The organism is Streptomyces huasconensis (assembly GCF_021028635.1).
GTDB lineage: Bacteria > Actinomycetota > Actinomycetes > Streptomycetales > Streptomycetaceae > Streptomyces > Streptomyces huasconensis.
Genome location: NZ_CP086119.1, coordinates 3,431,380 through 3,457,038, shown reverse-complemented (window position 1 = coordinate 3,457,038; position 25,659 = coordinate 3,431,380). Strand labels below are relative to the sequence as shown.

Annotated in this window: 23 protein-coding genes; 16 read left to right on the top strand and 7 right to left on the bottom strand. The window is 71.6% G+C overall.

Annotated features, from left to right (window positions below):
• Positions 1-117: 117 nt before the first annotated feature.
• From J2N69_RS15515 to J2N69_RS15505, 3 genes are all read right to left on the bottom strand, one after another.
• Positions 118-315 (bottom strand): hypothetical protein, encoded by a 198-nt coding sequence (locus J2N69_RS15515; protein WP_230901292.1) that lies wholly within the window; start codon positions 313-315, stop codon positions 118-120.
• Between the two features lie 185 nt (positions 316-500).
• The gene (locus tag J2N69_RS15510) at positions 501-683 is read right to left on the bottom strand and encodes a sigma-like protein (RefSeq protein ID WP_230901291.1); all 183 of its coding nucleotides are present in this window, start codon (positions 681-683) and stop codon (positions 501-503) included.
• Positions 684-888: 205 nt separating this feature from the next.
• Positions 889-3,867 carry an SARP-family global regulator AfsR gene (locus J2N69_RS15505; protein WP_230901290.1) on the bottom strand — a complete coding sequence of 993 codons (2,979 nt, stop codon included), beginning with the start codon at positions 3,865-3,867 and terminating at the stop codon, positions 889-891.
• A gap of 308 nt (positions 3,868-4,175) precedes the next feature.
• Between J2N69_RS15505 and J2N69_RS15500 the strand changes: the two genes are divergently transcribed.
• The 14 genes from J2N69_RS15500 to J2N69_RS15435 all read left to right on the top strand — a co-directional run bounded on the left by J2N69_RS15500 (position 4,176) and on the right by J2N69_RS15435 (position 18,018).
• Positions 4,176-5,441, top strand: a complete 1,266-nt coding sequence (locus J2N69_RS15500) for an amidohydrolase family protein (RefSeq protein ID WP_230904740.1) — start codon at positions 4,176-4,178, stop codon at positions 5,439-5,441.
• Between the two features lie 96 nt (positions 5,442-5,537).
• Positions 5,538-6,749 (top strand): helix-turn-helix domain-containing protein, encoded by a 1,212-nt coding sequence (locus J2N69_RS15495; RefSeq protein ID WP_330166814.1) that lies wholly within the window; start codon positions 5,538-5,540, stop codon positions 6,747-6,749.
• A 94-nt stretch (positions 6,750-6,843) separates the two neighbouring features.
• Positions 6,844-7,326 (top strand): recombinase family protein, encoded by a 483-nt coding sequence (locus J2N69_RS15490; RefSeq protein WP_230901288.1) that lies wholly within the window; start codon positions 6,844-6,846, stop codon positions 7,324-7,326.
• Entirely contained in the window at positions 7,323-7,598 is a 276-nt protein-coding gene (locus tag J2N69_RS15485; RefSeq protein WP_230901287.1) for a hypothetical protein, read from the top strand. The genes J2N69_RS15490 and J2N69_RS15485 overlap by 4 nt, the downstream gene beginning before the upstream one ends.
• Before the next feature lie 456 nt (positions 7,599-8,054).
• Positions 8,055-9,008, top strand: a complete 954-nt coding sequence (locus J2N69_RS15480; RefSeq protein ID WP_230901286.1) for an LLM class F420-dependent oxidoreductase — start codon at positions 8,055-8,057, stop codon at positions 9,006-9,008.
• A gap of 70 nt (positions 9,009-9,078) precedes the next feature.
• Positions 9,079-9,876, top strand: coding sequence for an SDR family NAD(P)-dependent oxidoreductase (locus J2N69_RS15475; RefSeq protein WP_230901285.1), 798 nt, complete (start codon positions 9,079-9,081; stop codon positions 9,874-9,876).
• 128 nt (positions 9,877-10,004) lie between these two features.
• Positions 10,005-11,132, top strand: a complete 1,128-nt coding sequence (locus J2N69_RS15470; protein WP_230901284.1) for an LLM class flavin-dependent oxidoreductase — start codon at positions 10,005-10,007, stop codon at positions 11,130-11,132.
• A gap of 108 nt (positions 11,133-11,240) precedes the next feature.
• Positions 11,241-12,986: an N-acyl-D-amino-acid deacylase family protein gene (locus J2N69_RS15465; protein ID WP_230901283.1), complete on the top strand. Its 1,746-nt coding sequence runs from the start codon at positions 11,241-11,243 to the stop codon at positions 12,984-12,986.
• Complete coding sequence (locus J2N69_RS15460; protein WP_230901282.1) at positions 12,983-14,467, top strand: aldehyde dehydrogenase family protein; 1,485 nt, start codon at positions 12,983-12,985, stop codon at positions 14,465-14,467. The genes J2N69_RS15465 and J2N69_RS15460 overlap by 4 nt, the downstream gene beginning before the upstream one ends.
• 175 nt (positions 14,468-14,642) lie before the next feature.
• Positions 14,643-14,942: a hypothetical protein gene (locus J2N69_RS15455; RefSeq protein WP_230901281.1), complete on the top strand. Its 300-nt coding sequence runs from the start codon at positions 14,643-14,645 to the stop codon at positions 14,940-14,942.
• Positions 14,943-14,946: 4 nt separating this feature from the next.
• Positions 14,947-16,302, top strand: a complete 1,356-nt coding sequence (locus J2N69_RS15450; protein ID WP_230901280.1) for a hypothetical protein — start codon at positions 14,947-14,949, stop codon at positions 16,300-16,302.
• An 8-nt stretch (positions 16,303-16,310) separates the two neighbouring features.
• The gene (locus tag J2N69_RS15445) at positions 16,311-16,724 is read left to right on the top strand and encodes a hypothetical protein (protein WP_230901279.1); all 414 of its coding nucleotides are present in this window, start codon (positions 16,311-16,313) and stop codon (positions 16,722-16,724) included.
• Positions 16,711-17,343, top strand: coding sequence for a hypothetical protein (locus J2N69_RS15440; RefSeq protein WP_230901278.1), 633 nt, complete (start codon positions 16,711-16,713; stop codon positions 17,341-17,343). Before J2N69_RS15445 ends, J2N69_RS15440 begins: the two co-directional genes overlap by 14 nt.
• A 45-nt stretch (positions 17,344-17,388) precedes the next feature.
• Positions 17,389-18,018 (top strand): hypothetical protein, encoded by a 630-nt coding sequence (locus tag J2N69_RS15435; RefSeq protein WP_230901277.1) that lies wholly within the window; start codon positions 17,389-17,391, stop codon positions 18,016-18,018.
• 13 nt (positions 18,019-18,031) lie between these two features.
• Here the strand turns inward: J2N69_RS15435 and J2N69_RS15430 are convergent, their stop codons facing one another.
• From J2N69_RS15430 to J2N69_RS15420, 3 genes are all read right to left on the bottom strand, one after another.
• Positions 18,032-19,576: a CehA/McbA family metallohydrolase gene (locus tag J2N69_RS15430; RefSeq protein WP_230901276.1), complete on the bottom strand. Its 1,545-nt coding sequence runs from the start codon at positions 19,574-19,576 to the stop codon at positions 18,032-18,034.
• Between the two features lie 148 nt (positions 19,577-19,724).
• Positions 19,725-20,057 carry an antibiotic biosynthesis monooxygenase family protein gene (locus tag J2N69_RS15425; protein ID WP_230901275.1) on the bottom strand — a complete coding sequence of 111 codons (333 nt, stop codon included), beginning with the start codon at positions 20,055-20,057 and terminating at the stop codon, positions 19,725-19,727.
• Positions 20,058-20,079: 22 nt separating this feature from the next.
• Complete coding sequence (locus tag J2N69_RS15420) at positions 20,080-20,514, bottom strand: ankyrin repeat domain-containing protein (RefSeq protein WP_230901274.1); 435 nt, start codon at positions 20,512-20,514, stop codon at positions 20,080-20,082.
• Positions 20,515-20,614: 100 nt separating this feature from the next.
• On the opposite strand from J2N69_RS15420, the gene J2N69_RS15415 reads away from it, so the two are divergent.
• The gene (locus J2N69_RS15415; RefSeq protein WP_230901273.1) at positions 20,615-21,478 is read left to right on the top strand and encodes an LLM class F420-dependent oxidoreductase; all 864 of its coding nucleotides are present in this window, start codon (positions 20,615-20,617) and stop codon (positions 21,476-21,478) included.
• Positions 21,479-21,564: 86 nt separating this feature from the next.
• A complete protein-coding gene (locus J2N69_RS15410; RefSeq protein ID WP_230901272.1) occupies positions 21,565-24,189 on the top strand; it encodes a bifunctional FO biosynthesis protein CofGH in 2,625 nt (874 codons plus the stop codon).
• A 29-nt stretch (positions 24,190-24,218) separates the two neighbouring features.
• Here the strand turns inward: J2N69_RS15410 and J2N69_RS15405 are convergent, their stop codons facing one another.
• Positions 24,219-25,625, bottom strand: a complete 1,407-nt coding sequence (locus J2N69_RS15405) for an FG-GAP and VCBS repeat-containing protein (RefSeq protein ID WP_230901271.1) — start codon at positions 25,623-25,625, stop codon at positions 24,219-24,221.
• Positions 25,626-25,659 lie beyond the last annotated feature (34 nt).

Here is a 25,659-nt window from a genome sequence, read left to right as displayed (position 1 = left end):
GGCGGCACTATTCGCCGCGCGGCGACCGGTGTCCACGGAATTACGGGCCGGGCCGCGGTCCTCGGTGACACCGATGGGGCCGAGCGGTGGGCTCGGCCCCATGGGGTGGCGCGGGTGTCAGCTTCTCGGGGAGGTCGGCGTGTGGCCGTCCCCCAGGGGCCCTGTGGGCACGTGGCTGTCCTGTGCGGTGACCGGTGCGCGGTCACCGTAGGGGGCGGTCGGGGTGTGGCCGTCGGCGAACGCCGGGGTCGCTGCCGCGACTCCGGCGGCGACCACGGTGGCACACGCGACGAGCAGCCTCTTGGTGCGGGTCATACCAACTCCTTGTCGTACAACGGGACTTCCGGCGTTGTGGACCCTACTGGCCGGGGTGGCCGAACGTTCGATTCCGGCCGCCCTCGGGCGTGGCATCCGCCCCGCCGGTCTCACCCGGACATGCGTCGGCCGCGACGGCTCCCCCTCCGCGCCGCCGCGGCCGACCCCCGTCGGGAATGAGGTCTTTAGGCGTCCTTGGCCGGCGGGGCGGGCATGTGGCTGTCGCCCTGCGTGGTGAGCCGGCCGTCCTTCGGCGGGGCGGGCATGTGGCTGTCGCCCTGCGGGGCGAGCTGGCCGTCCTTCGGCGGAGCCGGCATGTGGCTGTCCCCCATGGTGGTGAGGTCCTGGTTGATCTTGGCGTCGCTCATTACTGAACTCCCGTGGATTGGGCGGTTCGGTGGGGCAGAACGCCCGCTCGGCAACTCCCCCGAGGGTCGCCGATCGGGCGTTCCAGGGCCGCTCACCCTAATCTGTGGGGCCCAGGGCGACCCGTCTGCCCCCCGACGCGACGGATCGATGCCTTGAGAGTGGCAGCCGCTCATAAACGTTCGATGAACGCGGCGGGCGGACGGGTCAGGCCACCGCGACGGGGTGCAGGAGGCGGCGCACCTCCGCGGTCTCAGGGGCTCCGGTCCGCTCGTGGATGCTGAGGGCCTCGCGCCAGCACGCCCGGGCGCGGTCGAGCTGGCTCAGCCGGTCGAGGGCCTTGCCCAGCACGGTCAGGACATTGGCCCGCATCCAGTCACCGCCGATGAACCCTGTGGTGAGCGCCTGCTCCGCGTGCTGCGCCGCCTGGGCGGAGCGCCCGGCCATCAGGTGGACCTGAGCGATGCGGTAGTGCGTCGTGCCCTCCCACAGCCGCTGCCGGTTGTCCACGAACACGTGCAGGGCCTCGGTCAACTGGTCCATGGCCGCGCGGTGCCGTCCGGTGTGGCTGAGGACGATGCCGAGGGCGTAGCGGGCGTTCGCGAGACGGAAGGTGAGGCCGAGGTCGTCGTAGATGGCGATGCCCTGGCGCACGAGGTCGATCGCCGTGGACGTGCGTCCCAGCGTGACCAGGACGCGGGAGAGGTTGCACAGGGCGCTGGCCTCACCCGCCCGGTTGTCGTCGGCGCGGAAGGCCTCGATCGCCCGGAGGAGGTAGGCCTCGCTGGCTTCGGGCTCGTTCAGGCAGTTGGCCATGATGCCCAGTTCGTTGAGGGCGTTCCCGCTGGCCCAGGGGTCGTCGGCCAGTCCGTCGAGGGCTGTGGCCTGCTCGGCCTCCAGCCGTGCCGCCTCGAAACGGCCCGCGTTGTTGTGCACCTGCGCCAGCGTGACCCGGGCCCGGCCCTCGGCGTGGGCGTCCGCCGTCGCGGCGGCCGCGTCCCGCGCGGCCGACGCGGCCAGTTCGTACCGCAGCGAACTCGCCCCCGACTCCGCCAGGTCCTTGGAGGCGAGGAGCAGGTCCACCGCGCGGCGCAGCGTGCTCGGGCCGAGGGACTGCTGTACGCACGCCAAGATGCACGCCGCTTCCGCGTGCAGCCAGTCCAGGGCCTTGGTGTCGTCGCCGAAGTCCTGGCCCGCGTGTTCCGTGACCTCCAGGTGGTCCACCGTGCGGTCCCCGGGCCGCTCGATGGCGTACACCCGCGCCGCCGACGCCAGGTAGAAGTCCAGGAGCCGCGACATCGCCGCCTCCCGTTCGCCCGGGGGCTGTTCGTCGCGTTCGGCGCAGGCACGCGCGTAGAGGCGTACGAGGTCGTGGTAGCGGTAGCGGCCCGGCGCCGCCGACTCCACCAGGGACGTGTCGACCAGGGACTCCAGGAGGTCTTCCGTCTCGTCCAGGGGGAGGTCGAGGACGGCCGCGGCCGCCGCCAGGGACAGGTCGGGGCCGTCCGCGAGGCCCAGCAGGCGGAAGGCCCTGGCCTGGGCCGGCTCCAGCTGGCCGTAGCCGAGTTCGAAGGTGGCCTTGACCGCGAGGTCGCCCGCCTGGAGTTCGTCCAGGCGGCGCCGCTCGTCCGCCAGCTTCGCGGCGAGCGTCGAGACCGTCCAGGTGCGGCGCGCCGCGAGGCGGGACGCGGCGATCCGGATGGCGAGCGGCAGGAAGCCGCACGCCGCCACCACGTCGAGGGCGGCCTCCCGCTCGGAGGTGACCCGCTCCTCGCCGACGATGCGGGTGAACAGCAGCAGGGCCTCCTCGGGGGACATCACGTCCAGGTCGACCAGGTGCGCGCCCGCCAGGTCGACCATGCGCACCCGGCTGGTGACCAGGGCCGCGCAGCCCTCCATGCCGGGGAGCAGCGGCCTGACCTGGGCCGCGTCGCGCGCGTTGTCCAGGACGACCAGCACCCTGCGGCCGTCCAGGACCGAGCGGTACAGCGCCGCCCGCTCCTCCAGGGAGTCCGGGATCGCCGAGTCGGCCGTGCCGAGGGCCCGCAGGAACGCGCCGAGCACCGTCTCCGGCTCCGCCGACCTCGCGCCCGCGCCCTGGAGGTCCACGTAGAGCTGGCCGTCCGGGAAGTGGGCGCGCGCCACGTGGGCGACGTGGACGGCCAGTGTCGTCTTGCCGACGCCGCCGATGCCCGCCAGCGCCGAGACCGCCATGACGCGGCCCTCGGCGGCGGACAGGATGTCGCTCAGCTCGCCCACGAAGGAGGCGCGGCCCGTGAAGTCGGGGACGGTCGCCGGGAGCTGCGCGGGGCGGACCAGCTTCGCCGTGGGCTCCGGGGAGGGCGCCGAGAACTCGACGAGCGCGGGGTCCGCCTGGAGGATGCGCTGCTGGAGTTCCTTGAGGCCGGGGCGCGGGTCGACGCCGAGTTCGTCGGCGAGCAGGCGGCGCGTGTCCGCGTAGACGGCGAGGGCCTCGGCCTGGCGGCCGCTGCGGTAGAGCGCGAGCATCAGCAGTTCGCGCAGTCGCTCACGCAAAGGGTGGGCCGCCGTCAGGGCGGTCAGCTCGGAGACGGCCTCCGCGTGGCAGCCGACCTCCAGGTCCATGTCGAGGCGCGACTCGATGAGCTGGAGCCGCCACTCGTCGAGGCGGGTGCGCTGCGTCTCGGCGTAGGGGCCGGGGACGCCGGCCAGGGGCTCGCCGTCCCACAGGGCGAGGGCCTTGTTCAGCAGCGTGCGGGCCTGGCAGAGGTCGCCCACGCCGCGGGCCTTCTCGGCCGACGCCCAGAGGTCCTCCGCCAGGGCGAGGTCGAGGGCGCCGTCCGCGACCTGGATCGAGTAACCGCCGGATTCGCTGACGAGAACACCGGGGGGCAGCACCTTGCGCAGCCGGGACGCGTACGTGCGGACCGCCGCCAGTGCCTGCGAGGGCGGTTCCTCGCCCCAGAGGGCGTCGATCAGCTCCGAGGCCGTGGCCGTGCGGCCCTCCCGCAGCAGGAGGGCCGCCAGCAGGGCCCGCTGCTGGGGTGAACCGGTCTGGAGCTGCTCCGTGCCGTGCCACGCGCGCACCGGGCCGAGCACGCTGAAGCGTGACGCCCGGACCTCGGGGGGGTGCCCCTCGGTCCGTGCCCCGGGGGTGTTCCCCGAGGCCGGACGCCACTGCTCCGGTACTCGCGGTACATCGACCATCGCTCCCCCTGCCGCCCTGCCGTTCCCAAGTCCTGCCGGTCGCGGGCCTGCCCTGCCCGCGTCGTGCCTTCTTCGGTCATGCCTCGGACGGGCCGCGGCCCCGCTTCGGGCGGCCTCGGCCGTGCCTCGGTTCGTGCACCCCGCCAGTTTGCCTTGTCCGCGGCGGATGCGTCAGCCGTGGGAGACGGCTCTCACAGGGTCCTCGCACGCCGTTCCGTGCGACGTCGTGCTTCCGTACGCCCCAGGAGGCGACGCACGAGTAGCTGACGGACCGTCAGCTGGGCGCTACCGTGGCCCGTATGGAGACCATGGAGAGCACGGAGCCCGTGGAGCCCGTTGATCCCGCGGAGCCCGCGGCGGGCTTCCCGAAGATCATCTCGGTGGACGACCACACCGTCGAACCTCCTCACGTCTGGCGGGACCGGCTCCCGTCCAGGTACCGGGACAGCGGCCCCCGTGTCGTCCGCGCCCCACTGAGGGAGATGACTTTCCTGGGCGGGAAGTTCGCTCCGGTGATGGGAAACAAGGGGGACGAGGGACCCATCGGCGACTGGTGGGTGTACGAGGACCTGCACCGGCCCCTCACCCGCCTCGACACGGCGGTGGGCTACGACCGGGACGAGATCAAGCTGGAGGTCATCACCTACGAGCAGATGCGGCCCGGCTCCTTCAGCGTGCCCGACCGCCTCGCCGACATGGACGTCAACCACGTCCAGTCCGCCCTGTGCTTCCCCACCTTCCCGCGCTTCTGCGGCCAGACCTTCACCGAGGCGAAGGACCGTGAACTGGGGCTGCTCGGCGTACGCGCGTACAACGACTGGATGGTCGAGGAGTGGTGCGGCCCCGAGGCGCACGGCCGCCTCATACCACTCACCCTCATCCCGCTCTGGGACGCCGAACTGGCCGCCGCCGAGGTGCGGCGCAACGCCGCGCGCGGGGTGCGGGCGGTGGCGTTCTCGGAGATCCCCCCACATCTGGGGCTGCCGTCCATCCACACCGACGCATGGGACCCCTTCCTCGCGGCCTGCGATGAGACCGGGACGGTCGTCGCCATGCACATCGGCTCCTCCAGCAGGATGCCGTCGACCTCGGCGGACGCGCCGCCGGCGGTCGGGTCGACGATCACCTTCGCCAACTGCTGCTTCTCGATGGTGGACTGGCTGATGAGCGGCAAGTTCGAACGCTTCCCGAACCTCAAGGTCATGTACGCGGAGGGGCAGATCGGCTGGATTCCCTACATCCTGGAGCGGGCCGACGTGGTGTGGGAGGAGAACCGGGGCTGGGGCGGGGTCGCGGAGAAGGTGCACCGCCCGCCGTCGGAACTCTTCGCCGAGCACGTCTTCGGCTGCTTCTTCGACGACGCGTTCGGGCTGCGGAACCTCGACGCCATCGGGGTCGGGAACGTGCTCTACGAGACGGACTACCCGCACTCGGACTCGACGTGGCCGAAGTCGAGGGAGGTGGGGGAGGCGCAGATGGGCCACCTGGCGCCGGACGTGGTCGAGCGGATCGTACGGGGCAACGCGATCGCCCTGCTGGGGCTGACGGAGGCGGGGCTCTGGCCGGGGGCGTGACCCTTGGGGGTGGCTGTACGGGCCGTTCGCCCGGGGCGTCTGCTCCGCACCTACCATCGGAGGAGGGCAATCCGGAGCGAACGCACTGGGGTGATCGTGAGCAGCTGGGCGGATCTGACGAACGGCAAGCGCATCAAGCATCTGCGGGGCTGTGATCTCACCCAGCAGGGTCTCGCGGAGGCGGCGGGGCTTTCGCTGGCGCTGGTGCAGAAGGCGGAGCAGGACCGGGGGGAGCTGTCGATCGGCTCGCTGCTGAAGCTGGCGCACGCGTTGAACACGGATGTGTCGGTGATCCTGGGGCAGCAGGCGCCGCGGCGGGGGATGGCCCAGGGGGACCGGGCCGCGCTGCGGCAACTGTCCGACGCCGTGCACGGAAGCGCCCTCGGCGAGTGGGAGGGCATCGACGAGCCCAGCACGACCGTTGAGTTGAGCGAGGCCCGCGACCGGGCGTGGGAGGCCTACTGGGCGAGCGATACGGCGGGGGTCAGCGCCTACGCCTCGAAGGTGCTCATGGAAGGGCAGGTCAGGTACGCCGGCTCCACCGGCGCCGAGCGTGAGCGGCTCGGCGCCGTGCTGGCGAGCACGTACCGCGTGGCCGCGTCCTGCTCGAACGGGTTCGGACAGCGTGACCTCGCGTTGAGCGCGCTCACGTCGGCGAAATGGCTGGCGAAGGACGTCGGTGACCCCGTGCTGTCGGCCCTCCTGGAGTCCACGCTGTCATGGGTCCACCTGCGTGGCGCCAAGTTGCCGCGTGCCGTGGCCGTGGCCGAGCGGGCGGCACGGGCGATCGAACCGTCGTTCAGCGGCGGGTCGCGCCCCCAACTGTTGGCCTACGGACGGCTGATGATCTCGGCGGCCGTGGCGGCGTCGAGACGCGAGGACGAGAGTGCGGCCGACGACTACCTCTCCCAGGCACACGCCGCGGCGGCGAGGCTCGGCCGTGACGAGAAGCTGTACGGCACCAGCTTCGGACCGACGGCGGCGAAGACGGAGGCCGTCGGCGTCCACGTGGCGCTGAAGAACTACGGACGCGCCCTGACGCTCGCCGCCCACCCCGACATGAAGAAGCTCCCCCAGACCATGTCGAAGGTGGCCCGCAACCGCTACAAACTCGACGTCGCTCTCGCGCAGTGCGCGGCCGGGCTGCACGACCGTGCGGCGGAGACGCTGATCGAGGTGGGTCTCGACGCCCCGGAGTGGGTCAAGCACCAGGCGCTGCCGGGCGTCATCGGCAAGCGCCTCGCCAAGGTGTCCACGGCGCGGGTGCGGCACATCAGCGAACTGATCGGCGTACCGCTGATCGCGTAGGTCGGACGGAGCGTACGAGCGGGGGCCGGGGGACCTCGACCGCCCCTATGGCTCATCTCTTCACCCGGGGTGATCAGTTGGGCACGATGAGTGCATGGTCAGTTCCGGATATGAACCGCAGCAGAGCAGTGACCGCACCGGCCGGGCCGGGGGCGATCGGAGACGGCGGCGGGCGCTGGCGGACGCGGCGGCGGGCATCGTGCCGGACGTGCCGCAGGTGTCGGAGGGGTACGGGCGGATCGAACGGTTCCGCTGCGTGATCTACGTGTGCGGCGCCCCGCAGGCGGACATCGCGGGGCCCCGCCAGGAGTGCGCGGAGTACGCCGAGGCGTTCGGGTGGGAGGTCACCGAGGTGATCGAGGAGCGCGCGGGGCTGCTGCCGCCGCAGGGGAGGGACGGGCTGGAGCGCGCCCTGGGGCGCGTGCGGCGCGGGGAGGCGGGGGCGGTGCTCACGGCGTGCCGTTCGATGATCTCGTCCGTCCGGCAGGAGTACGAAGAGCTGGTGGGCGAGATCGAGAAGGCCGGGGGCTTCCTCCACGTCGCGGGCGGGCCGCGCGCCGAGCGGCCGATGACGTGATCTTCACCCCGGCCGCGGCGCGTCAGTGGCGCGACGCGTGGCCGCTCGCCGCGCGGACCGACGACGGGAACCGGTGGCTGACCGGTTCCTGCTGGCTGTACTGCCGACGCCGGGATGTGCGCGTGCTGTGGATCGGCTCGGTGACCACGCCGGGCGCGACGGGCGACATGTACGGCTGCGGCCCGTGCATCGCGGAACTCGCCCACATGGCCCGTGTTCAGGCCCATGGCCGGGATCGGGGGCGGGGCTGGGGCCGGGAGGCGCGGGGGTGACCGGCGGTCCGCCCGGCGCGGCTCGTCCTGCGCTGCCGTGCGCGGCGGGGTCGTCAGGATGGCGTGTGACGGGTGCCGCGTTCGGGTCCATGGCAGGGGTCGGGGGCGGGGCTGGGTTCGGGAGGGGGCGCGGGGGTGAACTCCGGTCCTTCTCGCGCGGCTCGTCCTGCGCTCCCGTACGCGGCGGGGGCGTCAGGAAGGGGCGTGACAGGTGATCGCGTTCATGTCCGCCATAGGGGTCGAGGGATGGGGGCTGGGGCCGGGGGGCGGGGGTGAACACCGGTCCGCCCCCGCGCGGCCCCTCCTGCGCTGCCGTGCGCGGTGGAGTCATCGGCATGGCGCGTGTCAAGGCCTTGTCTGACGCATCGTCAGCCGTCACCATGACCAACGGCGTGCACGTGACGCGCCGTCAGATTTGGTCCCTCGCCTCCAAGGACAAGGCAGGAGTGACCCGCCATGCCCCCGCCGCCCGCGCAGCCGCCCGCGTCCCTCGCCTACGGGATGCAGCTGCCCATCCAGTCCCAAAGCTCCCTCTACGCCGAACCCTGGGAGGCCGACGCCACCTCCGACGACCTCGTGGAGATAGCCCGCGCCGCCGACCGCACCGGCTTCGCCTACCTCGCGTGCTGCGACCACGTCGCCATCCCCCGCCGCCTCGCCGCCGCCATGGGCACCACCTGGTACGACCCCGTGGCGACCCTCTCCTACCTCGCCGCCGCCACCGAGCACGTCCTCCTGATGAGCCACGTCGCCGTCGTCGGGCTGCGCCATCCCCTCCTCACCGCCAAGCAGTACGCCACCCTCGACCACCTCAGCGGCGGGCGCCTCATCCTCGGGGTCGGCGCCGGACACGTACCGGAGGAGTTCGAGGCGCTCGGCGTCGACTTCGCGCGGCGCGGGCCCGTGCTCGACGAGGCCATCGACGCGCTGCGGGCCGCGCTCGGTCCGGACGAGTACCCCGAGCACCACGGCAAGTTCCACGACTTCGGCGGGCTCGGCCAGCGCCCCCGCCCCGCACAGGACCGCGTACCCCTCTGGGTCGGCGGCTCCTCGCCCGCCGCCGTCCGCCGCGCGGCCACCCGCGCGGACGGCTGGCTGCCCCAGGGCGACCCCCGCGACAAGCTGCCCGCGCAGATCGCGCGGCTCCGGCGGCTGCGGCAAGACGCGGGGATCGAGGAGCCGATCGTCATCGGTGCGATCACCGAGGCCCTGTACATCGGCGAGCCGCGCCGGCCCCTCGGCCGTCGCACGCTGGCCGGCCCGTCGGACGCCATCGCCGAGTCGCTGCGCGCGTACCGCGCGATGGGCGTCGACCAGATCCAGGTGCGCTTCCGCAGCCGCAGCCGCGCCGAACTCACCGACCAGATGGCGGCGTTCGCGACCGGCGTGGCCCCGCACCTCAGTGACTGATCACCTCATGGCCGATCGCCTCGGCGACTGAGGCCCCTCGACTCCCTTACCCGACAAGGAAGTGACCCCCATGGGCAAGCTGGACGGCCGCGTCATCATCGTCACCGGTGCCGCACGCGGGCAGGGAGAGCAGGAGGCGCGCCTCTTCGCCGCCGAGGGCGCCAAGGTCGTCGTCGCGGACGTCCTCGACGCGCAGGGCGAGGCCCTCGCCAAGGAGATCGGCGAGGAGCGGGGCGCGGACGTGGCGGCGTACGTACATCTGGACGTGGGCCGGGAGGAGGACTGGCGGGCCGCCGTGGCCACCGCCAAGGACGCCTTCGGCAAGGTCGACGGGCTCGTCAACAACGCCGGCATCCTCCGCTTCAATGAGCTGGTCAGCACGCCCCTGGAAGAGTTCCAGCAGATCATCCAGGTCAACCAGATCGGCTGCTTCCTCGGCATCCGCACCGTCGCCCCCGAGATCGGGGCGGCCGGCGGCGGCACCATCGTGAACACCGCCTCCTACACGGCGCTCACAGGCATGGCGTACGTGGGCGCGTATGCCGCGACGAAACACGCCATCCTCGGCCTCACCCGGGTCGCCGCCCTGGAGCTGGCCGCGCGGAACATCCGCGTCAACGCCATCTGTCCCGGGGCCGTGGACACCCCCATGACCAACCCCGCGCAGCTGGACCCGGGCGCCGACCCGGAGGCGGCCCGCGAGGCGGTGGCGGAGCTGTACAAGAAGCTGGTGCCGTTGGGGCGGGTCGGCAGGCCCGAGGAGATCGCGGCCCTCGCGCTCTTCCTCACCGGGGACGACTCGTCGTACATCACCGGCCAGCCCTTCGTCATCGACGGCGGCTGGCTGGCGGGGGTCAGCGTTATCTGACGTCACGTCAGCTATTGACGCTCCGGCTGCGCGATGGAACAGTCGACGCATCCTGAACTGACGGTCCGTCAGGAAGCGTGACGGCGCGGGCCCGGCCCGTCAGAACCTCACGAGGACGGTGAACCTCCTTGGAATTCGGTCTCTTTGTACAGGGATACGTGCCCGCCGAGCGGGCCCAGGTCGACCCCGAAGCGGAGCACAAGGCGCTCATCGAGGAGACCGAGTACGTCATCCAGGCGGACAAGTCCGGGTTCAAGTACGCCTGGGCCTCCGAACACCACTTCCTGGAGGAGTACTCCCACCTCTCCGCCAACGACGTCTACCTCGGCTACCTCGCCCACGCCACCGACCGCATCCACCTCGGCTCGGGCATCTTCAACCCGCTCGCGCCCGTCAACCACCCCGTGAAGGTCGCCGAGAAGGTCGCGATGCTCGACCACCTCTCCGAGGGCCGATTCGAGTTCGGCACGGGCCGCGGCGCCGGTTCGCACGAGATCCTCGGGTTCATGCCGGGCATCACCGACATGAACCACACCAAGGAGATCTGGGAAGAGACCATCGCCGAGTTCCCCAAGATGTGGCTCCAGGACGAGTACCCCGGCTTCCGGGGCAAGCACTGGTCCCTGCCGCCGCGCAAGATCCTGCCCAAGCCGTACGGGAAGTCGCACCCCGCCATGTGGTACGCCGCCGGGTCCCCCTCCTCGTACGCGATGGCGGGGAAGAAGGGGCTCGGGGTGCTCGGGTTCAGCGTGCAGAAGGTGTCCGACATGGAGTGGGTCGTCGAGTCGTACAAGACGGCCGTCAAGGAGGCCGTGGCGGTCGGCGACTTCGTCAACGACAACGTCATGGTGACATCCACGGCCATCTGCGCCGAGACGCACGCCAAGGCCGTCGAGATCGCCGTCGGCGGCGGCCTCAACTACCTCCAGTCGCTGCTCTTCCGCTACCACGACACCTTCCCGCGCCCCGAGGGCATCCCCGAGTGGCCCGAGCTGCTCCCCGCGTACAGCGAGGAGATCATCGAGCTGCTCATCGCCGAGGAGCTGATGATCTGCGGCGACCCGGACGAGGTGTTCCGGCAGTGCAAGCGGTGGGAGCAGGCCGGTGCCGACCAGCTCAGCTTCGGGCTGCCGATCGGCATCTCGCCCGAGGACACGATGACCACGATCAGGCTGATCGGCGAGCACGTGATCCCGAAGATCGACACGGACCCCGTCCACCGCACCACCCGCTTCCGGCAGGCCGCCGGGGCGTGAGTCCCGAAGCCACCCCGGCCTCCCCTCCCGGACGGAGGCCGGGGTTCCAGCACGCCCGCAAGCAGCGGGCCGCCCGGCCACCAGCACCGCACAGGAAGGGACCCCGCCATGCTCGACCACCTCATCCGCTCGGCGACCGTCGTGGACGGCACCGGCGCCCCCGCCCGCGTCGCCGACGTCGGCATACGGGACGGACGCATCGCCGTCATCGCCGAACCGGGGGCCGTAGCCGCGCCCGAGACGGCGCGGACCAGCGAGGACGCCCACGGCCTGGTGCTCGCCCCCGGCTTCGTCGACCCGCACACGCACTACGACGCGCAGCTGTTCTGGGACCCGTACGCCACCCCGTCCCTCAACCACGGCGTGACGACCGTCGCGGGCGGCAACTGCGGGTTCACGCTCGCGCCGCTGCACCCGGACCGGCCCGAGGACGCCGACTACACGCGGCGGATGATGTCCAAGGTCGAGGGCATGTCCCTGGTGTCGCTGGAGGAGGGGGCGCCCTGGACGTGGAGTTCGTTCGGGGAGTACCTCGACGCCCTGGAGGGGCGGATCGCCGTCAACGCTGGCTTCATGGTGGGCCACTGCGCCCTGCGGCGGTACGTCATGGGCGCGGACGCCGTCGGCGGGCAGCCGACCCCCGCCCAGCTGGATCAGATGCTGCGCCTCTTCCACGACGCGATGGACGCGGGCGCGTGGGGCCTGTCCACCACGCAGTCCTCCACCCACTCCGACGGCGACGGACAGCCCGTGGCCTCCCGCCACGCCCGCCCCGAGGAGCTGCTCGCGCTCTCCCGGGCCGTCGCCGAGCACGAGGGCACGCAGCTCGAAGCGATCGTGGCGGGCTGCCTCGACCAGTTCAGCGACGCCGAGGTCGACCTGCTCGTCGAGATGAGCGCGGCCGCCGGGCGGCCCCTCAACTGGAACGTCCTCACCATCGACGCCGCCGTCCCCGACCGCGTCCCGCGCCAGCTCGTGCCGAGCGAACGCGCCCGCGAGGCCGGCGGCCGCGTCGTCGCCCTCACCATGCCGATCCTCACCCCGATGAACATGTCGCTCGGCACCTTCTGCGCCCTCAACCTCATCCCCGGCTGGGGCGACATCCTCGGCCTGCCCGTCCCCGAGCGGATCGCGAAGCTGCGCGACCCGGACGTCCGCGCGGAGATGCTGCGCCGCGCCGACAGCAAGGAGGCGGGCGTCTTCCGCCGCCTGGCCCGCTTCGACCGGTACGTCATCGGCGACACGTACGCCGAGCGGAACGAAGGGCTGACCGGCCGCGTCGTCGCCGACATCGCCGCCGAACGCGGACAGGACCCCTTCACCTGCCTCGTCGAGATCTGCGCCGCCGACGGGCTGCGCACCGTCCTGTGGCCGATGCCCACCGACAACGACCCCGACTCCTGGGCCCTGCGCGCCGAGACCTGGCGGCACGAAGACGTCCTGCTGGGCGGCTCCGACGCGGGAGCGCACCTGGACCGCATGTGCGGAGCCCCGTACACGACCCGGTTCCTCGGCGACTGTCTGCGCGGGCGCGGGCTCGTCGGTCTTGAGCAGGCCGTGAAGATGCTCACCGACGACCCCGCCCGGCTCTTCGGGCTGCGCGAGCGCGGCCGGATCGCCGAGGGCCACCACGCCGACCTCGTCCTCTTCGACCCCGAGCGGATCGACGCGGGCAAGGCCACCCTCGTCCACGACCTGCCCGGCGACAGCCCGCGCCTGGACTCCAAGGCGATCGGCGTGACCGCGGTGTGGGTCAACGGCGTCGAGGTCATCCGCGAGGACGTCGTGACGGGCGCGGTGCCGGGCCGGGTGCTGCGCTCCGGCCGCGACACCAGGACGGTGAGCACCAAGTGAGCGCCCGGCGACAGCTGTTCATCGGCGGTGAGTGGGTCGAGCCGGACCACGGGCACTACGAAGTGGTGAACCCGGCCACGGAGAAAGTCGTCGGTCTGGCGCCCGAGGCGAGCACCGAGCAGGTCCTGGCCGCCGCGGCGGCGGCCAGGGAGGCCTTCGCGAGCTGGTCGCGCACGACGCCCGAGGAACGCGCGGGAGTGCTGTCCCGCGCCGCCTCGATCCTGCGCCGCGACTGCGCCGCGTACGCCGATCTGGCGCGGGCCGAGAGCGGCGCGACGACGGGCACGGCGTACGGCATGCAGGTGGCGGTGGCGGTCGGGCGCTTCGAGCGGTACGCGAAGGGGGCGCTGGAGCCGGTCGAGACGGCGCTCCCGCCGCAGATCAACGAGGCGGGGCCGATCGGGGAGGCGGCGATCATGGGCGCGGTCGCCGGGCGCCGGCCCGTCGGCGTCGTCACCTGCGTCACCTCGTACAACAACCCGTGGGCGAACCCGGCGGGCAAGGTGGCGCCCGCCCTCGCGATGGGCAACACGGTGGTCGTGAAGCCCGCGCCGCAGGACCCGCTGTCGGTGTACGGGATGGCGGCGGCCCTGGCGGAAGCGGGCGTCCCGCCCGGCGTGGTGAACGTGGTCTCCGGCACGGACGTGGCCGTCGGCGAGGCGGCCGTCGCCTCCCCGGACGTCGACATGGTGAGCTTCACCGGCTCGACCGCCGTCGGGCAGCGCATCGGCGAGGTCTGCGGCCGCGACCTGAAGCGGCAGCTGATGGAACTCGGCGGCAAGGGCGCGGCGATCGTCTTCGACGACGTGGGCGAGAAGGGGCTCGCCGCGGCGGTGGCCGGAATCGGCACCACGTTCTCCTTCTACAGCGGCCAGATCTGCACGGCCCCGACGCGGGTCATCGTCCAACGAGGCGTGTACGAGGCCCTGTTGGCGAAGCTGGCGGCCTACGCCGGGGCCTTGAAGGTGGGCGATCCGGCGGAGCCCGGCACGGTGGTCGGCCCGGTGATCTCGGCGGCGCACCGCGACCGCGTCGAGGCGTACGTCGAGGACGCGCGCAAGGAAGGAGCACGCGTCGTCACGGGCGGCGAGCGCCCGACGCTCCCGACCGGCTTCTACGTCGCCCCGACCCTCCTCGCCGACTGCACCCCCGGCATGCGGGCGGTCCGTGAGGAGATCTTCGGCCCGGTGGTCTCGGTCGTCCCCTTCGACGCGGCGACACCGGAGGAGGCGGAGGAAACGGCCATCGCCCTCGCCAACGACAGCTACTACGGCCTCATCGACTACGTCTGGTCCGCCGACATCACCCGCGCCTTCCGCGTGGCCCGCCGCCTCCGCACGGGCGGCGTCGGCGTGAACACGGTCGGCCGCAACATGGAGGCACCGTTCGGAGGCTTCAAGAAGAGCGGAGTGGGCCGCGACGTCGGCTCCTACGCCCTGCACGCGTACAGCGAACTGCAGTCGATCGTGTGGCCGGGGTGAGGGTGAGGTAGCAGTATCGGCGGCATCCGTGCCATATGCCCCACTTTGCAGCGCCGTTGCGGAAATTCGCTCTGGCGAAACCGTTGACCCCACCGCTAGCGTCAGTCGTCTTTGTCAGAACTTCTGTCTCACGACGCACGCCACAGCGTGATCACCCAAGGGGGAACGGAACGGCATGGGCGACCCGGACCTGACGGTCGACTATGACTTCCTCGCGGACTGCGAGCGCAAGCTCGGCCAGCTCAAGAAGACCTTCGAGGACATCGAGAACCGCCGGGACGACATGAAGGAGCACTGGGGCTCCGGTGCCGTCGCCGGAGCCATGGAGGACTTCGTCGACAACTGGGACGACTACCGCACCAGACTCGTCGAGTCCATCGAATCGGTCAGCAAGCTCGTGTCCGGCAGCAAGAAGGCGTTCAAGGACCTCGACGACAAGCTGGCCAAGACCGGCAAGAAGAACCAGAAGAAGTGACGCCATGACACCGACAACCAAGCGCCGTCCGGTGGACTGGCAGCCGCTCTGCGACTCCGATCCCGTGCCCGGTGATCCGGAGGAGATCCGCGCCGAGGTCAAGCACATGATCGGGGTGGCCAAAAAGCTCCGGGACCAGGCGAAGAACCTCAAGGCGATCAGCGACGACGAAACGCTCAAGGGCAAGTACGTGACGTCCCTGCGCGAGGAGTCCTCGACGCTGGAGAAGCACATGCGGGAGGTGGCCGGGCGGTATGAGCGAGTGCACGGTCACCTGACCAAGTGGTCGAACGAGCTGGAGGACTTCCAGAGCGACGCCGACAAGATCCTGCGCCAGGCCAAGGAGAAGCAGGACGAGATCGAGGCCGACAAGGCCAAGAAGTCCGGCTCGCAGGAGAAGGACGCCCCCGACGCGTCCCCCAGCGGCATCAACCCCGCCGACGACCCCCTGCATTCGTACCGCGCGCGCCTGCACACCGTCACCAGTGACCGGGACACCCGCGCCGACCACCACGCGGGCAAGATCCGTGACGAGATCGACGACGTGATCGAGGACTCGTGGTGGGACGACGTCAAGGGCTGGGTCCATGACAACGCGGACCTGATCAAGGCCTTCATCGATGTGCTCGGTTGGATCGCGACAGCTGCGGGCTTCCTGGCGCTCGCCATCCCCGGCTTGAACATCGTCATCCTCGCCATTGCGGGGGTCACGATCGCGCTCAGACTCCTGCTGGTGGCATCCGGCGACGCCACCTGGACGGATGTCATCTTCGACGTCGTGGGCGGCCTGCTCGTCGTGGGTGGCCTCGCGGCCGCCGCGAAGCTCGCCAGCGGCGCCAAGGCCACCGTCGGCGCCGCTCAGGCCGCCCGGACCGCCGGGCTGAGCCGAGGACTCAGGGGCGTCAAGGGTGTCATGGACGACCTGGGGCGGCTGATGTCCAAAGTGCCGGAAGGGGCGGGGCGACAGGTAATCGGTGCGGCCCGTAATGGCATACGCAAGTCCATTTCCCAAAATGTCGGCCTGGTCGCCAAGAACCCGCTGAGAGTCAGCCCACTCTCGACGTTGGCGCACCTCGGCGACAAGGAGATGGCCGGCATGGCGAAGATGCTGAAGGCGAACAAGGCCACCTTCCCCGAGGCCGCCGGGGCCGCCGCGGACAAGGCGTACAAGAGCTATCAGGCAGGCCTGGGCATCGCCTGGACCGGCATGGGGATGGACATCACCGACAAGGCGCTGGGGAAGAGCGACCTGACAAGCTTGACCGAGGAGAAGTTCGGAAGCGGCGAGAAACCGTACAACACGGCGTATTCGGATTGGAAGGACAACACCCTGAAGCCCGCCCCCGACACCCACTGGTGAGGAAGACCATGGACCTGTACTCGGCGCAACGCATCGTCGAGGCCGAAGCCGCCCGCACGGGCCTCGGCAGCGGCCCCAACCGGCGTCTCAGGCTGACACTGATCATCGGAATGCCGCTGTTCCTGCCGGTACTGGCAATCATGATCCTGGTGCCGAAGTCCCTGATGAACGACGTGCTCCACGTCTATGAGGCCGGGATCATCGGTTGCCTCCTGCATTACGTCTGGGTGTTCGCGAAGTACCCCCGCCACGCGGGCCGTCCGCCCTACCTCACCCGGGACCTCGCCATGGGCGGCGGCTTCTTCCTGCCCTCACTGTTCTTCGGCTTCTGGCCGGGCATGATCGCCGCCCCGGCGTGGGCACTCTTCGTAGGCATCACCTATGCCGTGGAACTGACGCGGGAGCACCATGACCACCGTTGAGCAACGCCGGACCCCGAACGGCTTCAACCTGGTGACGCCGCCCGGCTGGGATGTGATTCCGCTGCGCACGGGCACCAAGGAAGCGATGGACCGCATCGTCCGCAAGGCGGTCAGTCAACTTCCCGCCGGCTTCCCCAAGGACGACATCCCGAAAGCCCGGCTGAAGCTTCTCCAAGAGATGAAGAAGGTCGTACGGCGGGCCGTCGCCAAGGGCGGCATGACCCTCTACCTGCCCACCGAACGCCTCCACGGCATCGCGCTGCCCGTCTCGATCGTCGCCTCCGAACCGATCGAGATTCCGAGGGTCAGACCCGGGAGCGGCCCCGAAGCGGTCCTGGCAGCGCTCGCCTCCGAGACCCCCGGGGCCGAGATACGAGAACTGGACGACACCGCGGCCCTGCGCTCGGAGCGAGACGTACCCGCCGACGCCGCCCAGGGCGTCGACGTCGCTCACCGTCGGGTCGAGTACGTCGTGCCGATCCCGGACAGCACGCCTGACCGGTACGTCACCTTCTCCTTCAGCGCGCTGATCGCACCCGGCTCGGATCTCGCTTTCCATGACACGCTCGTGGAGCTGTTCGATGCCGTGATGAGCACCTTCCGCTGGACTTATGCCTGATGGCGTCCCCCTCCGATGCCTGAGCCCCGACGAAAGAGACCGATCATGTCCGAAGGCACCCTGTGGAGCGCCGACCTAGGTGCCCTTCACGTCGATACGGATGCCCACAAGGGCCTCTGGGGCTATCTCTGGCTCCAGATGGACAAGAAGACGTTCAAGGAATGGCTGGACGCGACTCTCACCGAGCTGGCCGCCATTCAGAACATCGAACTCACCCGCAAACTCCGCCGCTTCCACAAAACCTTCTACGAGCAGACGATCGTCACCCTTCGCGACAAGCTCCAGGCGGACGAGGCGTTCATCTATCACCCCGTTCCGCTGACCTATATGCCGCTGGTGGTGCACGCCACCCGGATTCACTGCGACGCCCGTGACGCGGGCTCCTGTGAGGGAGTCGCCGCGCTCACGGTGCCGCATACGGAGATTCCCGAGTGGCAGCAGCGAAGCGGCAGTGTTCCGTTCGCCTCGCCTCATCTCGGGGAGGACGGCGTCCGGGTCATCCGGTCCTACCCGGCCGACAGTTCCACCATGATGACCTCGGTGTCGTACCACTGGCACACCCCGGCTGGGCTCCCTGACGTCCTGCTCCGCGGGCACCACGACGATCCGGAGTTGGTCGCCGCGGCGATGGAGCCGCTGGACGACTTCGCGCGGACGCTCCGGCTTCCTGGGTGAAAGCCGCTGCGTGTCAGGTGCCCAGGAAGATCGGGTTCGTGAACGCCCTCAGTGGGCCCGGCAGTGGTGGTGTCGGTGCCGGGTGGCGGAGTTCCGCGCGGACGTAGGCCGCGTAGGACGGTGTCGTGCGCCACTCCACCGTGCCCGTGCCGGAGGCCGGGAGCGGCGGGGTCGTGTGCAGGACGCCCTGGTCGGTGATGATGCGGACCGTGCAGCCGGGGGCGCCCTTGACGTCCAGGCGCACCGTGACCGGGGTGTCGTGGTCCACGGGGAGGCGTTCGCCGATGCCCGCGTGTCGGGCCCGGCCGCCCGCCGCGGAGAAGGACAGCTCCACCTCCTTGGACTCGGCGACGTAGGAGCGGCCGCGCCGCAGGCCCTCCAGGATGGCGTCGCGGGTCAGGTCGTCGGCGAGGACCACTGTCTGCGGGCCGCCGATCCGGTCGGGGTCGCGGTGCGCGTCGCTGTTGCCCAGGGCCGGAATCCACGGCTTCCCGCCGCGTACGGAGGCGACGAGCATGCTGTCCCAGTCGGCGAGGGAGACCTCGTCGTCCGGCGTGTACGGGCCGTTCCACACCTCGACGGCGTCCGCCTCGCCGAAGCCGAACTTCCAGTTGCAGCCGACGCAGGTGGCGTGCGGGTGGGCGGGGACGACCAGGCCGCCCGCGTCGCGGATCTTGCGCGCGTACCGGCCGAAGCGGTTGTCGCGGGCGCGGTAGCGCCAGTCGACGAACGTGCCCGGGTCGGTGCCGAGCGCCACCACGTGGCCGTTGCGGGTGGTGACCTCCTCGCCCAGCATGATCAGCAGGTCGTCGCCGGCGTGTGCGGCCCAGTGGGCGTGCGCGGAGTGGGTGTTGTGCTCGGAGCTGTTGATGAAGTCGAGGCCCGCGGCGCGGGCGAGCGCGGCGATCTCGGCGGGGGTGCGGCGGCCGTCGGAGTGGACGGAGTGCAGGTGGCAGTCACCGCGGTACCAGGCGCGGCCGCGGCCCTTCGCGCGCTCCGGCGGGTAGACGGGCCTCGGGGTGCTGCCGGGGGCGCCGTAGGTGAGGGTGATCGTCACCTCGTAGGGCAGGCCCTCGGGGGCGACCGTGTAGGGGCCGAGCGCGATGTGCCAGGTGCCGGGGCGGACGCGGCCGGGGATGTAGCCGGGCGTCGCGTCGTCGGCGCGGATGAAGAACTCGGTGCGGGCGCCGCCGGACCAGCCGCGGAAGCCCTTGCCGCCGAGGTCGGTGCCACGCTCGTCGAAGACGCCGATGTCCAGGGCGTTGCCCTGCGTCCCGGCGGGCACGGGCGGCTTCTGGTAGCTGTACGCGACGCGCAGCTCGCTGACGCCGTCCGGGATCTCCAGCGGCAGGTAGACGAAGTCGGGCGCGCCGACGGGCAGGGTGCCGCGGACCGTTCTCGTCTCCTTGCTCCCCGGCTTCCTGTCGCGGCCGGGAGCGCGCCGCTCGGCGCCGCTCGCGAAGCTCACGCCGTTCAACGTAAGGGCGGCGGCGGCTCCCGTCACGAACAGTCCGCGCCGGTTCATCGCACCGTGCTGCGGGTGGTGGTCCTGGCACATGCTGCGGCTCCCAGGGTGTCGGTGGTGACGTGGGTGGTACGTACGGGCAACCCTGGTATTGAGCCGTGAACCGCGCGGCAAGGGAAGGCGGTTGGCGGTTTTACGCCCGGTGGACGCCGGGCCTCGCCGAGAGCGGACCCCGGGGACCCTAGGGAGCGGTCAGTTCCACGACGACGTCGTAGACCGCGGGGTTCGGCGTGACCGGCTGCCTGCCCTGCTCGCGCGCGGCCTGGGTGCGAGAGGCGAAGTCGGGGTCGGCGGTGGCGGCCTCCCACGCCTCCTGGCTCTCCCAGCGGGAGACGTTGACGAGCTGGAAGCGGGAGTCCGACGAGCGCGCCCGGTGCATCCGCGAGTCGATGAAGCCGGGCTTGTCCCGCATGAGGCGGGCCCGCTGCTCCCACTTCTCGACGAACGCGTCGAGGTCGTCGGCGGCTATCTCGAAGACGTTGATGAAGGTGACGGGGGAGGTGTCCGTGGTCATGCCGGAAGAGTAGCCGCGCCCGTCAACCGGTGGGGGGACGCCACTCGTTGGCGCCGGCCGCGATCAGCGCCGCCTCCGTCTCCGGGTGCGGGCCGTTGCGTGCCCAGCGCAGCGGGGTCCAGCCGGTGCCGTGGTCCTCCGGGAGGTTCGGGTCGGCGCCGTGGGCGAGGAGCGCGCGCACCGCCTCGACGTGGCCCCAGCAGGCCGCGCCGCACAGCGGTGTGCCCTCGGAGCCGTGGCCGCTCTCGGTGTCCGGCGGCGCGCCGGCCCGCAGCAGGAGCCGCACCGCCTCGGCGTCGCCGTGCACGGAGGCGGCGTACAGGGGAGTCGTGCCGTCGGTGTCCGGCAGGGACGGGTCGGCCCCGGCGCGCAGCAGGGCGGCGACGGTCGCCGTCTCGCCGATCCGCGCGGCGAACACCAGGCGTCCGGTCAGCTTTTTCCGCCGTCGTCTGTTCACCGGCGCCAGGGTAGTGAGGCCGCGGCCATGGACCAACCGACTTTCCGCGGATAGGAAGGGGGCGAACGGGGGCGACTCCACGCCGAGACTCGGAGGCACCGTGCGCATGTCCGCGACGCTGTACATGACCGACGGCACGATCGGGCCGGTGCGGCTGGCCCGGGAGGTGGAGGGGCGGGGGTTCGACGGGCTGTACCTCCCCGAGCACACCCACATACCCGTGCCCCGCCGCACCCCGTACCCGGGCGGTGAGCTGCCGCCCGAGTGCGCCCGGATGCTCAGCCCCTTCGTCGCCCTCGCCCAGGCCGCCGCCGTCACCGAGCGGATCACCCTCGGCACGAACATCGCCCTGGTCGCCCAGCACGACCCCATCGACCTCGCCAAGCAGGTCGCGACCCTCGACCACCTCTCCGGCGGCCGCGTCACCCTCGGCATCGGCTACGGCTGGAACCGCGAGGAGGCCGAGGACCACGGCGTCCCGTGGCCCCACCGACGGGCCCTCGTGCGGGACCGGATGGCGCTCATGCGGGCGCTGTGGGCCGACCAGCCCACGGAGTACGAGGGGGAGTTCGGGTCCGTGCGGGCCAGCGAGGTCCATCCGAAGCCGCGGCGGGCACCCCGCAAGCGGCTCGGCAAGGGGCCGCTGTACGGGCCGCGCACCCTCATCGGCGGCGCCGCGGGGCCGGGGCTCTTCACGCACATCGCGGAGTACGCCGACGGCTGGATGCCCGTCGGCGCCGGCGGCCTGGGCGAGGCGCTGCCCGCGCTGCGCACGGCGTGGGCGGAGGCGGGGCGCGAGCCGGACGACCTGTATGTGGCGCTGACGGCCGTGGCCCCCGGGGCGGGCAGGCTCGCGCACTACGCGGAGCTGGGCGTCGACGAGGTCATCGTGCAGTTGCCGGCCGCCGGGGAGGCCGAGGTGTGCGCGGCGCTCGACGCGGCGGGGCGGCAGCTGAGGCCGTGACCCCGTAAAAGTGCCGTGAGCCCGTAAAAGTACCGTCCCGGAAGTATCCACCCAGGTCACGTGTTGTCGCTCGTATGCTCGGAGACATGACCAACAGCGCGCAGCCCGACGAGGCCGGACGACCGCAGCCCCCCGAGGCCGGACGACCCACCGCGAACGCCATGCGGCGCGCGCTCAGGCGGGTCAGGGACGGTGTCGCGCTCGACGTGGGCGAGGCCGCCGTCCTGCTCCAGGCGCGCGGCGCGGACCTCGACGACCTGACGGCGTCCGCGGCCCGGGTACGCGACGCGGGCCTGGAGGCGGCGGGCCGCCCCGGCGTCATCACGTACTCGAAGAGCGTCTTCATCCCGCTCACCCGGCTCTGCCGCGACAAGTGCCACTACTGCACCTTCGTCACCGTCCCGGGCAAGCTGCGCCGCGACGGCCACGGCATGTTCATGTCCCCGGACGAGGTGCTCGACATCGCCCGGCGCGGCGCCGAACTGGGCTGCAAGGAAGCCCTCATCACCCTCGGCGACAAGCCGGAGGACCGCTGGCCCGAGGCCCGCGAGTGGCTGGAGGCCGAGGGGTACGACGACACCATCGCGTACGTCCGCGCCATCTCCATCCGCATCCTGGAGGAGACCGGGCTGCTGCCGCACCTCAACCCGGGCGTCATGACCTGGACGGACTTCCAGCGGCTCAAGCCCGTCGCGCCCAGCATGGGCATGATGCTGGAGACGACCGCCGAACGCCTGTGGAGCGAGCCGGGGATGCCGCACTACGGCTCGCCGGACAAGGAACCCGCCGTGCGGCTGCGGGTCCTGGAGGACGCGGGCCGCTCGTCCGTGCCCTTCACCAGCGGGCTGCTCATCGGGATCGGCGAGACGTACGAGGAGCGCGCCGAGTCGCTGTTCGCGCTGCGCCGCGTCGCGCGTTCGTACCACGGCGTCCAGGAACTGATCATCCAGAACTTCCGCGCCAAGCCGGACACGGCGATGCGCGGCATGCCCGACGCCGAGATCGACGACCTGGTCGCCACGATCGCCGTCGCCCGGCACATCATGGGCCCCGCGGGCAACATCCAGGCGCCGCCGAACCTCATCGCGGGGGAGTACGAGCGGCTGATCGGCGCCGGCATCGACGACTGGGGCGGGGTGTCCCCGGTGACGATCGACCACGTCAACCCCGAGAAGCCCTGGCCGAAGCTGGACGAGCTGGCCGCGCGGTCCGCGGCGGCGGGCTTCACGCTCGCCGAACGGCTCTGCGTGTACCCCGAGTTCGTGCGGCGCGGCGAGCCCTGGCTCGACCCGCGCCTCCTTCCCCACGTGCGGGCCCTCGCCGACCCGGAGACCGGCCTCGCCCGCCCCGACGCCACCGTCGAGGGCCACCCCTGGCAGGAGCCCGACGAGGGGTACGTCGCCACGAAGTCGTCGGGCCGCACCGACCTGCACCGCACCATCGACACGGAGGGCCGCACCGGCGACCGGCGCGCCGACTTCGACGAGGTGTACGGCGACTGGGAGGCGCTGCGCGAGCAGGCGGCGCCCGGCATGGTCCCGTCCAGGATCGACGGCGACGTGCGCGCCGCCCTCGCCACGGCCGCCGACGACCCGACGAAGCTCACCGACGACGAGGCGCTCGCCCTGCTGCACGCCGACGGGCCCGCGCTGGACGCGCTGTGCTCCGTCGCGGACGACATCCGCAAGACGGTCAACGGCGACGACGTCACGTACATCGTCACCCGCAACATCAACTTCACCAACGTCTGCTACACCGGCTGCCGCTTCTGCGCCTTCGCGCAGCGCAGGACCGACGCCGACGCCTACACCCTCTCCCTGGACCAGGTCGCCGACCGGGCCGCGCAGGCCTGGGACGTGGGCGCCGTCGAGGTGTGCATGCAGGGCGGCATCCACCCCGACCTGCCGGGTACCGCCTACTTCGACATCGCGCGGGCCGTGAAGGAGCGCGTGCCGGGCATGCACGTGCACGCGTTCTCGCCGATGGAGGTCGTCAACGGCGCGACCCGGACCGGCCTTTCGATCCGCGAGTGGCTGACCGCCGCGAAGGAGGCGGGGCTCGACTCCATCCCGGGCACGGCCGCCGAGATCCTCGACGACGAGGTCCGCTGGGTCCTCACCAAGGGCAAGCTGCCCACGGCCACCTGGATCGAGGTCGTCAAGACGGCGCACGAGCTGGGCATCCGCTCGTCGTCCACGATGATGTACGGCCATGTCGACCAGCCGCGGCACTGGCTCGGCCACTTCCGCACGCTGGCCGCCATCCAGCAGGAGACCGGCGGCTTCACGGAGTTCGTGACGCTGCCGTTCATCCACACGAACGCGCCGGTCTACCTGGCGGGCATCGCCCGGCCGGGGCCCACCACCCGCGACAACCGCGCGGTGACGGCCATGGCGCGCGTCCTGCTGCACCCGCACATCCCCAACATCCAGACCAGCTGGGTCAAGCTCGGCCAGGAGGGCGCCGCCGAGATGCTGCGCTCCGGTGCCAACGACCTCGGCGGCACGCTGATGGAGGAGACCATCTCCCGCATGGCGGGCTCCAGTTACGGGTCCTACCGGTCCATCGAGGACCTGGTGGCCATCGCGGAGACCGCGGGGCGGCCCGCGAAGCCGCGGACGACGCTGTACGGCGAGGTGTCCGAGGAGCGGCAGCGGGCCGCCGCGGCCTCGGACGGGCATCTGCCGGAGCTGCTGCCGCTGGCGGACTGACGTCCGTCAGCGGCAGCAGGGGGGCCTGACTAGCGGGTCAGGCCGCCGCCGAACTCCACGCGGTTCTCCGGGAGGCCGAGCGACTTCGGGCTGAAGGACGTGATGCCGGTGACGGTGAGGCCGCTCGCAGAACCGCGCAGCTGCCAGGCGGCGCCGGAGTCGGCGTAGGTGCCGTCCTCCGTGGGCGCGGTCGCCGTCAGGTCGGCCTTGCCGTCCTTGTTGGTGTCGGAGAGCAGGACCTCCCGGCCGAACTTGTCGTTCTTCTCCGAGACGCCGGGCACTCCGGTCGTGGACTGCTGGAAGGCCTGCGCGCCCGTGCCGGTCAGGCCGGTGCGGGAGCCCTTCAGGAGCACGGTGCTGCCCGCGTCCGCGACGGCGTCGATGTCCTCGCCGGGGATGCCGACGGCCACGTCCGCGTACCCGTCGCCGTTGACGTCGCCCGCGCTGATCGAGGAGCCGAACTCGTCGCCCACCTCACCGACGCCGGGCACGCCCGCCGTGTCCTGGGTGATCTTCGCGGTGCGGGTCGCGGAAGGCCCGTCCGGCGTTCCGTACCTGACGAGGACCGTGCCCTTCTGGTACGGCATGTCCTCGTAGTTGTCGCCGATGTCGCGGACGATCAGGTCGCCGTAGCCGTCCTTGTCGACGTCGGCGACCGCCCCGCTGTAGGTGGCGGCGAGCGGTGTGGACGTGGTGCTCACACCGTTCTTGCCGCCCTTCCAGAACTGGCTGGCGTGCGCCTTCTCCTCGAAGCCGTGGCTGGAGACGATGTCGTCGGCGCCGTCACCCGTGACGTCGCCGACCACGAAGGAGGATTCGCCGAACTCCCGCTGGGTGGGCACCTGCTGCTTGCTCGCGGCCTTGCCGTCGCGGGTGAACGGTCCGTACGACACCGACATCCCGAAGAGGTCGTCGCCGGGGTCGGTCTCTCCCTCGATGTCGCCCGTGACCAGGTCCCTCTTGCCGTCGCCGTTGAAGTCGCCGGCGGTGACGTCGCTGCCGCGCCAGGGCAGCTCAGAACTCCTCTCGCCGTGCAGGCCCAACGCCGAACCCCACAGGACGACGGCGTTGCCGTCGCCGCTGATGACGAGGTCCGTGTACTGGTCGTCGTCGAGATCGGCGGCGGCCGTCTGCGCGCCGAAGCGTCCGCCGTCCTGCGGGTCGCCGGGGACACCGGGGGTGGCGCGGCCGAAGGTCGCGTGGGCGGTGTCGGGGCCCGAGGCCGAGCCGTAGACGACCGTGACCGTGCCGGGCGTCGTGCCCTGCCAGCCGCCGACCGAGGAGATCGCGACGTCGGCGTACCCGTCGTGGTTGAAGTCGACGAGCGGGGTGCGTGGCGGCACCGGGGCGGCCGAGGCGGAGCCCGCGGTGGCGACGAGCGCGAGGGGCGTGATGAGGGTGGTGACCGCGAGGGCGGCCGTGAGAGAGCGTCGCACTGGTTCTCCAGGGAAGGGGTGGGAGGCCGGAAGG